Here is a 14,625-nt window from a genome sequence, read left to right as displayed (position 1 = left end):
GTTCCTCTTTTTGTATCAATTTGTATCACCAAGCATCTTCATAAGGAAGTCTGTTATTTCTTGAGGACTTTCTTTTTTTCCGTGTGCAATCCAAGTTTGGCAGACACCAAAAAGTGCATGAGTTAGATAGATGCTACTATATTCTAATTCAGTGGTATTAAGATTCAGTTGCATAAATCGCTTTTGTAAATCTGTACTGAGCATGATATGAAGTTTATTTCGTAAGAAATTTTGGATTTCTTTAGTCCCATTTTCAGAAAGAAGGGCAGCCAGAAGTGGTTCTGACTCTAGATATTCAAAGACTTCTAAAATAGCGTCTCTTTTGTGATGAGCATGTTTTTGAAAAATATATTCAAATGTATGGAATAGCTTGCTTTGATAATGCTCAATCATATCATACTTATCCTTATAGTGCGTATAGAAGCTGGAACGACTAATTCCGGCTTTTTCTGCTAGCTTGACAGTAGAAATTTGATCAAATGGTTGTTCCATTAGTAGCTGTACCATAGCATTTTCAATAGTTCGCTTTGTTTTTAAGCGTTTGTTACTTTCTTGCATATTTCCTCCTTGTAAACAAATTAGACCATATGTCTAAAAATGGATTTTTTATCTTGTAATTTAGATTTTTTAATGTATAATCTATTATATCAAAATTTTAGACAATATGTGTAAAAAAGGAGAAACTATGTTTAAAGAATGGAAAGCAATTTTTAAAAAACCAACCTTTATTATTGTCATGATAGGGATTTCTCTTATTCCAGCTCTGTACAATATCATATTTTTGTCATCAATGTGGGATCCATATGGTCAATTGTCTGACTTACCTGTGGCAGTTGTCAATAATGATAAAGATGCTTCCTATAACGGTAATACCATGACAATAGGAAAAGACATGGTGTCCAATTTAAAAGAAAATAAAACCTTGGATTTTCATTTCGTGGATGAAGAGGAAGGAAAGAAGGGATTGGAAGATGGCGATTACTATATGGTAGTAACTTTACCAAGTGATTTATCTGAAAAAGCAGCTTCTATTTTAACGGATCATCCAGAGCAAATGCAAATTGATTATCAGACTTCAAGTGGTCATAGTTTTATTGCAAGCAAAATGAGTGATTCTGCTATGATACAATTAAAGCAGAATGTTTCTACCAATGTAACTGAGACCTATACTAAAGCCTTATTTAACAAAATGGTCGATTTAAAGGATGGTATGAGTCAAGCAGCTTCAGGTAGTGAAAAATTAACTGATGGAGCGAATCAGTTAGTGGCAGGAAGTCAAACATTAACTACTAACCTACACTCTTTATCAGCTTCAAGTTTAACATTTTCAAATGGAACGGAGCAGTTTACTAAAGGATTATCTGCTTATGTCTCTGGTGTTGAACAACTTCATCTTGGCTTAGGGAATTTTAATAGTGGTTTAGTTACATATACTGGTGTAGTGAGTCAATTAGATAGCGGATTAGGTCAATTATCTTCTAAAAGTCCTGAATTAGTAAGAGGAATCAATCAACTATATACTGGTGTAGAGTCCTATACTGGCGGTGTTTCTCATCTCAATGCTGGTCTTAATCAATTTTCATCTGGTGTCAGTGCCTATACAAACGGAGTGGGAAATCTTGTAACAGGAGCTAATCAGTTATCTAGTCAATCAGCTACACTTCGAATAGGGGTAGAGCAATTAAGTGAAGGAATTCAACAACTTTCTAGCAAGTTAGATGCTTCATCTGAGCAAAAAGATCAAATTGCTCAATTATCTTCTGGTCTAAATCAGTTAAATCAAGCCATTCAAAGTATTGATGTTGGAGATACAAAACAATTAGATTCTGTTTTATCAAGTATAGCATCTCTTTCTAATCAAATGTTAGTAAGTGCTCAGTCTGAAAAAGCAACTACATTAGCCAATATTCAATCGACAGCAGCTTATCAATCATTGACAAGTGAGCAACAAGCTGAGATAAGTGCTTCTGTATCTCAAAATTCGACTGATAGTATTCAATCGGCTCAGTCAATTGTAGCTTTAGTACAAGGTTTACAGGGAAGTTTGGAAAACTTACAAAATCAATCTTCTAATCTTTCAACACTAAAAAATCAAGCTAATCAAGTATTACCGCTTGCTTCTACTTCTTTGACAGGATTGTCAAGTGGATTAACAGAGATACAAGGAGCTGTTTCTAGTAAATTAGTTCCTGCCAGTCAGTCTATTACATCGGGTGTAAAGGAATATACTGCAGGTGTTGATAAAGTTTCTCAAGGCGCAAGTCAACTAAGTGAAAAGAATTCCACCTTGACAGGTAGTTTGGATCAACTAGTTTCAGGCTCAACTACCTTGACACAAAAATCTTCTAGCTTGACAGCAGGAGTTGGTCAATTAGTTGAAAAAACTCCAGAATTAGTGTCTGGTATTGAAAAATTATCAACTGGCTCCAGTCAATTGAATCAAAAGAGTCAAGAATTGATAGCAGGAGTTGATAAATTGCAGTCAGGATCTAGCCAACTAGCTGACAAATCCAGTCAGTTAATTTCAGGTGCTTCTCAATTAGAAAGTGGAGCTAATAAATTGGCAGATGGAGCTGGGAAACTAGCAGAAGGTGGAACAAAGTTAACTTCTGGATTGGAAGGTTTACAGACAGGAGCTGCTTCTTTAGGACAAGGACTAAGTAATGCTAGTGATCAACTCAAATCAGCATCTACGGAATCTCAAAATGCAGAGATTTTGTCAAATCCACTCAATCTTTCCAAAACAGACAATGACCAAGTTCATGTAAATGGAATCGCAATGGCTCCTTATATGATATCAGTTGCTCTCTTTGTTGCAGCAATATCAACGAATATGATCTTTGCGAAGCTACCTTCAGGACGTCATCCAGAGAGCCGTTGGGCTTGGTTGAAATCTCGAGCTGAAATAAATGGTATTATAGCTGTTTTAGCAGGGATTTTGGTATATGGAGGAGTTCATCTTATTGGTCTAACTGCTAATCATGAAATGAAAACATTTATTCTCATCATCTTAACAAGTTTAGTATTCATGTCTATGGTGACAGCTTTAACAACATGGAATAGCCGTATAGGAGCTTTCTTTTCTCTTATTTTGCTTTTATTACAGTTAGCATCAAGTGCAGGTACTTACCCACTTGCTTTGACAAATGATTTCTTTAGAGCCATCAATCCTTGGTTACCAATGAGTTATTCAGTTTCTGGACTACGACAAACAATCTCTATGACAGGAAATATTCATCATCAAGTCATTTTCCTTGCCGTTATATTAGTACTATTTATTGGTTTAGGTATGCTAGCCTATCAACCTAAGAAAATGGAAGAAGATTAAAAAATCGACCGATTAACTGGTCGATTTTTTATGTCTTAGATGACTTTCGTTTGTGATTATAGATTCCAAATAGTAAAAGAGAAGTAAAGGAACAGATTGCTCCAATAATAAAACCATTGGGAATAAAGGAAAGTGTAATAGTTCCTTTTCCCTTAGGAACATCAACTTTCATAAAACCAGTTTGAGCTTGTTTAATTTCTATTTTCTTACCATCTTGGTAGGCAGACCAACCTTTATCATAAGGAATGGTGAAGAAAATGGACGTGTCTTGTTTAACATCATATCTAGCAAAAACCTTGTTTTTAGAAGTTGATACTGTTACAGGCTGTTCTTTAATTTTTTGAATTGCCTCAGTTAAAGTTTGGGTATCTAAACGGTAGAAGGTAGGAGATTCAAATGATACTTGTGAATTTCCAGGGAAACTAACATGAATATTGAAAGTTTTTTTCTCTTTAGTATATCCTAGATTAAAGAAGGAGAAGACATTATCAGTTGTAAAAGTCTTTTTTTCACCATTTACAAGGATGTCAACCTTCTTTTGTTTGTCATTAGAAAAGTGAAGGTTTGTGAAAGAAAGATAAACTTGGCTGTTTTCTGGTACTTCAATTTGATACTGGATTGCTGCATCCTCATTTGAAGAACTTGTAACACTAATCAAATCATTAGTATTTTCTGTTTTGTCATAAGGGATTGGAGAAAAATAATCAAAATCGACGTTAGCAAGTTGATTTAAAAACGAGGCTTGATTATCCAAAGTGTGTTCATTGAACTTGACATCATTGTAAACAGATTGACTAGCAAATGCAATCGGAAGAGAGAATTGATTTTCATATAGGGTAAGATTATCTTTTTGATATATATCTTGGAAACCATACTTATCAATAGGATTTTCTGAGATATTGTACTGGATACCAAATAAACTATCAGCCAAAATACTATTATTGGCATAACGGAGATTGAGATTAGTCCCAGATGATTTAAACCCAAGTTTATCCAAAGTAGAGCTTGCTGAACGATTTCGAACAGATGAAAATTGAGAGATTCCATTGTAGTTGAATTTCATACTGTCATTTCCTGTTTGAGTTTCTAGTTTCTCAGTACGAGTAAATGAATTTCCAATATATGTTGAGAAAGATTCCATAGCTGGGATATCTCGATTATATGAACTTCGAGAAGCAAAACCCCATTCTTTAGCAATTCCGTCTATTTGAGATGAAGCATTTAAACTCATTTCAACCATTATAAATAAAGAGATTAGAATGGCAAATAGATTTACAGAGATAAACTTTTTGATAACTGCAAGGAGTAAAAGAGAATAGACAACCAAAAATTCAAGAGTAAGCAGAATATTCAAATCTGTTAAAAAAGAATAATGCGATTTTAGATAGATGGTAGCTAAAAATCCTGTTACTAGAAGAAAAAGCGAAACTAAAAAATTCCAGACTTTAAGTTCTTTCAGACGCTTTAAGACTTCTGCTGCTGTGTAAATTAACAAGGTAGAAAAAATCCAAGAATAGCGATGTAAAAACATATTTGGAGTATGCATACCTTGCCAAAATAAATCAAGAGCTTCTATATAAAAGCTGGCAATTAGAAATGCAAAGAAAATTGCATAGATAAGTTTCACGTGAAACGTAATGGATTTCAGCGTAAAAAATAAAATGGTCAAAATAAAGGGAAGTAGTCCAACAAAAATCATTGGGATGGCCCCATACTTTGTTGTATCAAAGGAACCGATGAATTGCTTAGCAAAGAGATCAAGATACCAGCTACTTTCAGTTTGAAACTTTGTAACTTCAGTTAATTTTTCCCCATGTGTCTGTAAATCAAACAGAGTGGGAAGAGTCATAATCAAACTAGCCATACCAGCTAAAATGGAGGTGATTATGAAATCAAGAAAAGATGATTTTCGAGTTTTAAAGTTCCAAGAAATTTGACAGAGATACCAGAAAATAAGAAACAATGCTGCCATGTAGCCAAAATAATAGTTTTGGATAAATAAGATTGACAGACTTGTAAAGTATAATAAGAATTTCTTTTCAGTTATAAGTAGGTGTAAACCAGTGATAATTAAAGGAATCAAGATAAAAACATCTAGCCAGGTTTTTATCTCTAATTGACTGACAGAGAAACTCATCAGAGCATATGAAGTAGATAAAGCTAGTTTTAAAGGCTTAGGAATCGATTGAAATAATTTGTTTAAACTAAAATAAGTTGACAGACCAATCAATCCAAATTTTAAGAGAGTTGTCAGATAGACAGCATCTGGCATATTCGTTAGATCAAAAAAGTAAACTAGTGGTGAAAGGAAACTACCCAAGTAATAACTAGATAGGGCATAGAAATTCAATCCGAGGCCACTTGTAAAGGTGTAAAACAAACTACCATTTCCATATAGGATATTTCGTAAAGCTACATCAAAAATAACGTATTGATGAAAGCCATCTCCTAATAGAGGAGAGTTGTCGCTATTCCAGTAGATACCTTGAGATAGATATACTCCTATCATAATAATTATGGGAATGATGAAAGAAACAAAATAGGTCCAATATGTTTTAAAAAATGATTTCATGTTACCTCATAAAATGTTAGAAAACTCAGCTGGTTAACCCAACTGAGTTTTGAAGTTTTATTTAGTCTTTCCAAAGTTCTTTAACTTTTGCTTGTACTTCTGCATTTTCTAGGAATTCATCATAGGTTTCATCAATACGATCGATGACGCCATTTTTAGACAAGACAATGATATGGTTAGCCAAAGTTTGAATAAACTCGTGGTCATGACTGGCAAAGATGATTGATTCTTTAAAGTTTTTCAATCCGTCGTTTAAACTTGAGATAGATTCCAAGTCCAAGTGATTGGTTGGATCATCGAGGACAAGCACATTTGATTTCAAGAGCATGAGTTTTGAAAGCATGACACGAACTTTTTCTCCTCCTGATAAGACGTTTACAGGTTTGTTAACTTCATCTCCAGAGAAGAGCATACGGCCGAGGAAACCGCGTAGGAAAGTATTGTCATCTTCCTCTTTACTTGCAAATTGACGCAACCAGTCAAGGATTGACTCTCCTCCTGCAAAATCTGCCGAGTTATCTTTTGGCAAGTAAGAACGGCTAGTAGTTACTCCCCACTTGACAGTTCCTTCATAGTCAATGTCCCCCATGATTGCACGAATCAATGCAGTCGTTTGGATGTCATTTTGTCCGATAAGTGCTGTTTTATCACCTGGACGCAAGATAAAGCTGATATTATCTAAAATAGTTTCACCATCAATCTTTACAGTTAGATTTTCTACTGTCAAGAGATCATTACCGATCTCACGTTCTGCTTTAAAGTTAATAAATGGATATTTACGACTAGATGGCACAATCTCTTCTAGCTCAATCTTGTCAAGCATTTTCTTACGTGAGGTTGCTTGTCTTGATTTAGAAGCATTGGCAGAGAAACGAGCAACGAATTCTTGCAATTGCTTAATTTTTTCTTCTGCTTTAGCATTACGGTCTGCTAGCAATTTAGCAGCAAGCTCAGAAGATTCCTTCCAGAAGTCGTAGTTTCCGACATAGAGTTTGATTTTTCCAAAGTCAAGGTCGGCCATGTGAGTACATACTTTGTTTAAGAAGTGGCGATCATGGGATACTACGATAACGGTGTTATCAAAGTCAATCAAGAAGTCTTCTAGCCAAGTAATAGATTGGATATCCAAACCGTTAGTAGGCTCGTCCAAAAGAAGAACATCTGGTTTACCAAAAAGTGCTTTGGCGAGGAGAACCTTTACTTTCTCACCATTGGCCAATTCGCTCATATTTTGGTAGTGCAATTCTTCTGGAATGTTTAGGTTTTGAAGTAGTTGAGAGGCTTCACTTTCTGCTTCCCAGCCTCCAAGCTCGGCAAACTCTCCTTCAAGTTCGGCAGCACGCACTCCATCTTCGTCTGAGAAATCTTCCTTCATGTAGATGGCATCCTTCTCTTTCATGATGCTATAAAGTTTTTCATTTCCCATGATAACGACATCAATGGCACGTTCATCTTCATAGTCAAAGTGATTTTGACGAAGAACAGAGAGACGTTCATCTGGACCAAGAGAGATGTGACCAGTAGTAGGTTCGATATCTCCAGCTAAAATTTTTAAAAAGGTTGATTTTCCGGCACCATTAGCACCGATTAATCCATAAGTATTTCCTTCTGTAAATTTGATATTGACATCATCAAAAAGTTTACGATCACTAAAACGTAGTGAAACATCAGATACTGTAAGCAATGTTTTTCTCCTATATGTGTAATATATTTATTCTACTAGAAAATACGGAAATATTCAAATTTTTATCTGTCAATTTTGTGTAAATTATGTTTACAACTCTCTTTACAAAAAGCAGTAAATAGCAAGGTTGATTTATTTTAATAAATTGCGGTTATTTCATTAAAAAAATGCTATAATTGAAGTGACTATGTCGAAGGAGAACAAAATGACTAAACCCATTATTTTAACAGGAGACCGTCCAACAGGCAAATTGCATATTGGACATTATGTTGGAAGTCTCAAAAATCGAGTATTATTACAGGAAGAGGATAAGTATGACATGTTTGTGTTCTTGGCTGACCAACAAGCCTTGACAGATCACGCCAAAGATCCTCAAACCATTGTAGAGTCTATTGGAAATGTGGCTTTGGATTATCTTGCAGTTGGATTGGATCCGAATAAATCAACTATCTTTATTCAAAGTCAAATTCCAGAATTAGCTGAGTTGTCTATGTATTATATGAATTTGGTGTCACTAGCTCGTTTGGAACGAAATCCGACAGTAAAAACAGAGATTGCTCAAAAGGGATTTGGAGAAAGTATTCCAACGGGATTTTTGGTTTATCCAATCGCTCAAGCAGCTGACATTACTGCTTTCAAAGCTAATTATGTTCCTGTTGGGACAGATCAGAAACCAATGATTGAGCAAACTCGCGAGATTGTTCGTTCTTTTAATAATGCGTATAACTGTGATGTCTTGGTGGAACCAGAAGGTATTTATCCAGAAAATGAGAGAGCAGGGCGTTTGCCTGGTTTGGATGGAAATGCTAAAATGTCTAAATCACTTAATAACGGTATTTATTTAGCTGATGATGCGGATACTTTGCGTAAAAAAGTGATGAGTATGTATACAGATCCAGATCATATTCGAGTGGAAGATCCAGGTAAAATTGAAGGAAATATGGTTTTCCATTATCTAGATGTTTTTGGTCGCCCAGAAGATGCTCAAGAAATTGCTGAAATGAAAGAACATTATCAACGAGGTGGTCTTGGTGATGTGAAGACCAAGCGTTATCTACTTGAAATATTAGAACGTGAACTGGGTCCTATTCGTGAGCGCCGTATCGAATTTGCTAAGGATATGGGAGAAGTTTATAATATGCTTCAAAAAGGTAGTGAAAGAGCGCGTGAAGTTGCGGGTCAAACCCTATCTGAAGTTAAAGGAGCAATGGGACTTCATTACTTTAACTAAGTTTATTTACCCCTGTAACATTTGACAAATTTTTATAGAATGGTATGATAGATACAATATAAAAAGAGTCAAGCTCAAAAAGAAAGAAAAGAGGAAACTTCGAATGTCTAATTGGGACACTAAATTTTTGAAAAAAGGTTTTACCTTTGATGATGTATTGCTTATTCCAGCTGAAAGTCATGTGTTGCCTAACGATGCAGATTTAACAACTAAATTGGCAGATAATCTGACTTTAAATATCCCAATTATTACCGCTGCCATGGACACAGTTACAGAGAGTCAAATGGCCATTGCTATTGCTCGTGCAGGCGGTCTCGGAGTTATCCATAAAAACATGTCAATTGCTCAACAAGCAGACGAGGTTCGTAAGGTAAAACGTTCTGAAAATGGAGTTATTATTGATCCGTTCTTCTTGACGCCTGAACATACAATTGCTGAAGCAGATGAGCTTATGGGACGTTACCGCATCAGTGGTGTTCCAGTTGTTGAAACACTTGAAAATCGTAAATTGGTTGGTATTTTGACAAACCGAGATCTTCGTTTTATTTCAGATTATAACCAACCAATTTCAAACCATATGACTAGTGAAAATCTTGTGACTGCTCCTGTGGGTACAGATCTTGCAATAGCTGAGAGCATTCTTCAAGAACACCGTATTGAAAAGCTTCCGTTGGTAGATGAAGAAGGTCGTCTTTCTGGTTTGATTACTATCAAAGATATTGAAAAAGTTATTGAGTTTCCAAATGCTGCTAAAGATGAGTTTGGTCGTCTACTAGTTGCAGGTGCAGTAGGTGTTACTTCAGATACATTTGAACGTGCAGAGGCTCTTTTTGAAGCAGGAGCGGATGCGATTGTTATTGATACTGCACATGGTCATTCTGCAGGTGTCTTGCGTAAAATTGCTGAGATTCGTGCTCACTTCCCAGATCGTACTTTGATTGCTGGAAATATTGCTACTGCTGAAGGTGCACGTGCCCTTTATGAAGCAGGTGTAGACGTTGTTAAGGTTGGTATTGGACCAGGTTCTATCTGTACTACTCGTGTAATTGCTGGTGTTGGTGTTCCACAAGTAACAGCTATCTATGATGCTGCAGCTGTTGCGCGTGAATATGGAAAAACGATCATTGCTGATGGTGGAATCAAGTATTCTGGAGATATTGTAAAAGCTCTTGCTGCTGGTGGAAACGCTGTTATGCTTGGATCTATGTTTGCTGGAACTGATGAAGCTCCAGGCGAAACTGAAATCTTCCAAGGACGTAAATTCAAGACTTACCGTGGTATGGGATCAATTGCTGCTATGAAGAAAGGTTCAAGCGATCGTTACTTCCAAGGTTCTGTCAATGAAGCAAACAAACTTGTTCCAGAAGGAATTGAAGGTCGTGTTGCTTATAAAGGAGCGGCAGCTGATATTGTTTTCCAAATGATTGGTGGTATTCGCTCTGGTATGGGTTACTGTGGTGCAGCTAACCTTAAAGAACTACACGATAATGCTCAATTTATTGAAATGTCTGGTGCTGGTTTGAAAGAAAGCCATCCTCATGATGTACAAATTACTAATGAGGCACCAAATTATTCTATGTAAAAAAACAATGAAAAGAACTCCCGTGGAAACAGGAGTTCTTTTACAATGTTGTCAATTTTAATTTACAAAAACTTTACCATCCTGAATAGTGAAGATACTTAGATTTTTTGGCAGATTTTGAAGATGATCTAAGCTGGTTGTTGTGATAAAGGTTTGGATTGAATGAGAAATCGTTTCTAATAATTTTAGTTGTCTAGTGTTGTCAAGTTCGCTCATAACATCGTCAAGCAGTAATATTGGAGATTCTGTAGTAATGCTTTCCATTAATTCGATTTCTGCTAATTTTATCGAGAGGACGAGACTACGATGTTGACCTTGACTTCCGAAACTAGCATCCATCCCATTTATATAAAAAGAAATGTCATCTCGATGAGGACCGACACCAGTATTCTTTTTAAATAAATCTCTGGATCTACTTTTTTCTAAAGCAATTTTGAAAGATTCTGATAAGTCTTCTTTGTCAGTTATCTTTACAGAAGATTGATAGGATATTGACAATTCTTCAATCTGATTAGAAAGTTCAAAATGTTTCTTACGACCAAAATGCTCTAGTTTTTTTATGAAATCTAAGCGGTGATTCATCACACGACATCCATAATCAACTAGCTGATCATCTAGTACTGAAAGGAAGGTTTCATCTATTGTTTGAGCTGATTTTAGATAAGTGTTTCTTTGCTTAAGAATATGGTTATAATTGGTTAAATCTGATAAATAGATGGGCTTGATTTGTCCAAGCTCCATATCAATGAATTTTCGTCGAACTGAAGGCGCTCCTTTAATTAGTTGTAAATCTTCAGGAGCAAATAAGACAACATTCATGTGTCCTACGTAATCTGAAAGTCGTGCCTGTTTTAAATGATTAACTTTTGTCACCCGGCCTTTTTGTGTTAGTTCTATTTCTAGGGGAATGAATCCAGTTTTTTTCTGAACGAGACCTGAAAGATGAAGTTGTTCCTCATCAAAATGAATGAGATTTTTATCTGTTCGAGTTCGATGACTACGCGTTAAGGCTAAAAAATAGATAGCCTCTAACATGTTTGTTTTTCCTTGTGCATTCCGTCCCAAAAAGACATTCAATTTAGGATTAAAGTCTATTTTCGTCTCTTTGTAATTACGAAAAGTCTTGAGATATAGGTTTTGTAGCCACATGATTATCTACCAGGGAATCGCGGAGCTTGTCTGCTTTTGGGTGATGAATCAGGTTTCGAGTTGTCTTTTTTTACTCCCTTATTCATCTCTTTAACGAGTTTAGCGATTCGTTCTTTTTCAACTTTATCAGCTTGGTATTCATCCTGTTCTTCAGAAGTAGGTTGTGTCAACAAGATGTCAATGTTCATGTCAGGGATGTCAACCTTATCGCCAATACGAAGTTTTTTACCACGACGACTCTCTAATTCCCCATTAAAGTAAACAGAATGTTCAGAGAGAAAGGATTTAATAGCTCCTCCGCTATGTGTAATTCCAAGTTCTTTGAGTAGTGCTTGGAGGGTAATAAATTCTTCAAATAATTTGTATTCCATAATTCACCTCAATCTTTGGTATTATACCATATTTTCCTAAAAATAGTGAGAGAAACAGGGAGTAATGTAAGCGATTTTTATTTCAAAAGTGTTACAGAGAACAAGAAAATTTCAGGTTTTCGTGATATAATAGAAGTCTGTATATAAGGAGGTAAATCATGGAGTTAGTGCATGGAATTTCAACACATTTTATCCAATCAAAAAAGTTTAAAACGAACAAAATCACCGTGCGTTTTACCGCTCCATTATCCCTTGATACGATTGCAGGTCGCATGTTGAGTGCGAGTATGCTAGAGACTGCTAATCAGATGTATCCCACTTCTCAAAATTTGAGAAGACATTTGGCCAGTCTATACGGTACAGATATGTCAACCAATTGTTTCAGAAGAGGGCAAAGTCACATTGTAGAATTGACATTTACCTATGTTCGTGATGAGTTTTTAAGTAGGAAAAATGTTCTAACTTCTCAGGTTTTGGAATTTGTAAAAGAAACTCTTTTTTCACCCGTAGTAGTTGATAATGGCTTTGATTCGGTCTTATTTGAAATTGAGAAAAAACAATTGCTAGCAAGTTTAGCAGCTGATATGGATGATTCTTTTTATTTCGCACATAAAGAATTGGATAAATTATTTTTTTATGATGAACGTCTTCAATTGGAATATAGTGATTTACGAAATCGTATTTTAGCTGAAACTCCACAAAGTTCTTATTCTTGTTTCCAAGAATTTTTGACCAATGATCGAATAGATTTCTTTTTCCTGGGTGATTTTAATGAGGTTGAAATTCAAAATGTATTAGAATCATTTGCCTTTAAAGGTCGAAAAGGAGATGTGAAGGTTCAGTATTGTCAACCTTATTCCAATATACTACAAGAAGGTATGGTTCGGAAAAATGTGGGACAATCCATTTTGGAATTAGGTTATCATTGCTCTTCTGAATATGGTGATGAGCAACATTTACCCATGATTGTAATGAATGGTTTACTTGGTGAATTTGCTCATTCTAAACTCTTTACAAATGTCCGTGAAAATGCTGGATTGGCTTATACTATTTCAAGTCAGCTCGATTTGTTTAGTGGATTCTTGAGGATGTATGCTGGTATCAATCGAGAGAATCGTAACCAGGTTCGTAAAATGATGAATAATCAACTGATTGATTTAAAAAAAGGATATTTTACAGAGCTTGAGTTAGAGCAGACCAAAGAAATGATTCGTCGGTCTTTGTTACTTTCTCAAGATAATCAAAGTTCATTGATTGAACGTGCTTATCAAAATGCTTTACTTGGAAAATCTTCAGCAGACTTTAAAGGTTGGATTGCAAAACTCGAGCAAGTTGACAAAGATGCTATTTGTAGAGCAGCTAATAATGTGAAACTACAGGCGATTTACTTTATGGAAGGAATAGAATGACAAAGGTTGTTTTTGAAGAAAAATACTATCCAGCTGTAAAAGAAATGGTTTATCGAACTCGTTTGGCCAACGGATTGACAGTTGCTCTTATGCCTAAAAAGGAATTTAAAGAGGTTTACGGGAGTGTCACTGTTCAGTTTGGTTCGGTAGATACGCTTGTCACAGAAGTTGACGGAGATGTAAAACAATATCCTGGAGGAATTGCTCATTTTCTTGAACATAAATTATTTGAGAGAGAAGATTCTAGCGATTTGATGTCAGCTTTTACGAGTCTAGGTGCAGATAGCAATGCCTTTACAAGCTTTACAAAAACAAACTATCTTTTTTCATCGACGGATTATCTCTTAGAGAATTTAGATTTACTTGATGAATTGGTAACATCAGCACACTTTACTGAAGCTTCCATTTTGAGAGAGCAGGATATTATCCAGCAAGAACGAGAAATGTATCAAGATGATCCAGATTCGTGTTTATTCTTTTCAACCTTAGCGAATTTGTATCCTGGTACTCCTTTAGCAACTGATATAGTTGGAAGTGAGGAGTCCATTTCCCAAATCTATCTAACGAATTTGCAAGAAAATTTTACAAAGTTTTACAAACCTGTAAACATGTCTCTGTTTTTAGTTGGCAATTTTGATGTGGATCAAGTACAGGACTATTTTGAAAGAAAAGAACGGAAAGATTTAGATGTTCAGGAAGTAGTAAGAGAAAAATTTGTTTTACAGGCTGTAAAGCAAACAGACAGTATGAGAATGGAAGTATCTTCTCCCAAACTAGCGATTGGAGTTAGAGGTAAGCGAGAAGTTGCTGAGGCGGATTGCTATCGACATCATATTTTATTAAAATTATTGTTTGCAATGATGTTTGGTTGGACTTCGGATCGTTTTCAAAAATTATATGAATCAGGTAAAATTGACACATCCTTATCTCTTGAAGTTGAAGTTACAAGTCGCTTTCATTTTGTTATGTTGACAATGGATGCGAAAGAGCCAGTTGCTTTATCTCATCAATTTAGGAAGGCCATTCGTAATTTTACAAAGGATTTAGATATTACAGAGGATCATTTAGATATTATCAAAAGAGAGATGTTTGGAGAATTTTTCAGTAGCATGAACTCTCTTGAATTTATTGCAACGCAATATGATGCTTTTGAACATGGTGAGACAATTTTTGATTTACCGAAAATTTTACAGGAAATTACTTTAGAGGATGTCCTTGAAGCAGGACATCACTTAATAGATGATGGTGACATAGTTGATTTTACAATATTCCCATCGTAGTAACCTATCATAATAGACA

Annotated in this window: 10 protein-coding genes; 5 read left to right on the top strand and 5 right to left on the bottom strand. The window is 35.4% G+C overall.

Going from position 1 to position 14,625, the window contains the following annotated elements; genetic code table 11:
* Positions 1-15: 15 nt before the first annotated feature.
* A complete protein-coding gene (locus HWX15_RS04755; RefSeq protein WP_001158275.1) occupies positions 16-558 on the bottom strand; it encodes a TetR/AcrR family transcriptional regulator in 543 nt (180 codons plus the stop codon).
* A gap of 127 nt (positions 559-685) precedes the next feature.
* On the opposite strand from HWX15_RS04755, the gene HWX15_RS04750 reads away from it, so the two are divergent.
* A complete protein-coding gene (locus HWX15_RS04750) occupies positions 686-3,328 on the top strand; it encodes a YhgE/Pip domain-containing protein (RefSeq protein ID WP_175880415.1) in 2,643 nt (880 codons plus the stop codon).
* A gap of 28 nt (positions 3,329-3,356) precedes the next feature.
* Here HWX15_RS04750 and HWX15_RS04745 read toward each other — a convergent pair whose 3' ends face one another.
* Both HWX15_RS04745 and HWX15_RS04740 read right to left on the bottom strand, forming a co-directional pair.
* The gene (locus HWX15_RS04745) at positions 3,357-5,900 is read right to left on the bottom strand and encodes a YfhO family protein (protein WP_175880414.1); all 2,544 of its coding nucleotides are present in this window, start codon (positions 5,898-5,900) and stop codon (positions 3,357-3,359) included.
* Positions 5,901-5,961: 61 nt separating this feature from the next.
* The gene (locus tag HWX15_RS04740) at positions 5,962-7,584 is read right to left on the bottom strand and encodes an ATP-binding cassette domain-containing protein (RefSeq protein ID WP_000958774.1); all 1,623 of its coding nucleotides are present in this window, start codon (positions 7,582-7,584) and stop codon (positions 5,962-5,964) included.
* Positions 7,585-7,789: 205 nt separating this feature from the next.
* Here HWX15_RS04740 and trpS point away from each other — a divergent pair, with 205 nt between their 5' ends.
* Positions 7,790-8,815 carry a tryptophan--tRNA ligase gene (gene trpS, locus HWX15_RS04735; protein WP_175880413.1) on the top strand — a complete coding sequence of 342 codons (1,026 nt, stop codon included), beginning with the start codon at positions 7,790-7,792 and terminating at the stop codon, positions 8,813-8,815.
* 103 nt (positions 8,816-8,918) lie between these two features.
* Positions 8,919-10,397, top strand: a complete 1,479-nt coding sequence (gene guaB / locus HWX15_RS04730; protein WP_000073402.1) for an IMP dehydrogenase — start codon at positions 8,919-8,921, stop codon at positions 10,395-10,397.
* Between the two features lie 57 nt (positions 10,398-10,454).
* On the opposite strand, the gene recF is transcribed toward guaB, so the two are convergent.
* Positions 10,455-11,546: a DNA replication/repair protein RecF gene (recF, locus tag HWX15_RS04725; RefSeq protein WP_175880412.1), complete on the bottom strand. Its 1,092-nt coding sequence runs from the start codon at positions 11,544-11,546 to the stop codon at positions 10,455-10,457.
* 2 nt (positions 11,547-11,548) lie between these two features.
* Positions 11,549-11,917: a S4 domain-containing protein YaaA gene (yaaA, locus tag HWX15_RS04720; RefSeq protein WP_175880411.1), complete on the bottom strand. Its 369-nt coding sequence runs from the start codon at positions 11,915-11,917 to the stop codon at positions 11,549-11,551.
* A 158-nt stretch (positions 11,918-12,075) separates the two neighbouring features.
* On the opposite strand from yaaA, the gene yfmF reads away from it, so the two are divergent.
* Positions 12,076-13,326 carry an EF-P 5-aminopentanol modification-associated protein YfmF gene (gene yfmF / locus HWX15_RS04715; protein ID WP_175880410.1) on the top strand — a complete coding sequence of 417 codons (1,251 nt, stop codon included), beginning with the start codon at positions 12,076-12,078 and terminating at the stop codon, positions 13,324-13,326.
* Positions 13,323-14,606: an EF-P 5-aminopentanol modification-associated protein YfmH gene (yfmH, locus tag HWX15_RS04710; protein WP_175880409.1), complete on the top strand. Its 1,284-nt coding sequence runs from the start codon at positions 13,323-13,325 to the stop codon at positions 14,604-14,606. The genes yfmF and yfmH overlap by 4 nt, the downstream gene beginning before the upstream one ends.
* Positions 14,607-14,625 lie beyond the last annotated feature (19 nt).

The organism is Streptococcus thalassemiae, from assembly GCF_903645285.1.
Classification (GTDB): domain Bacteria; phylum Bacillota; class Bacilli; order Lactobacillales; family Streptococcaceae; genus Streptococcus; species Streptococcus thalassemiae.
This window is presented reverse-complemented; position numbering and strand designations above follow the sequence as displayed.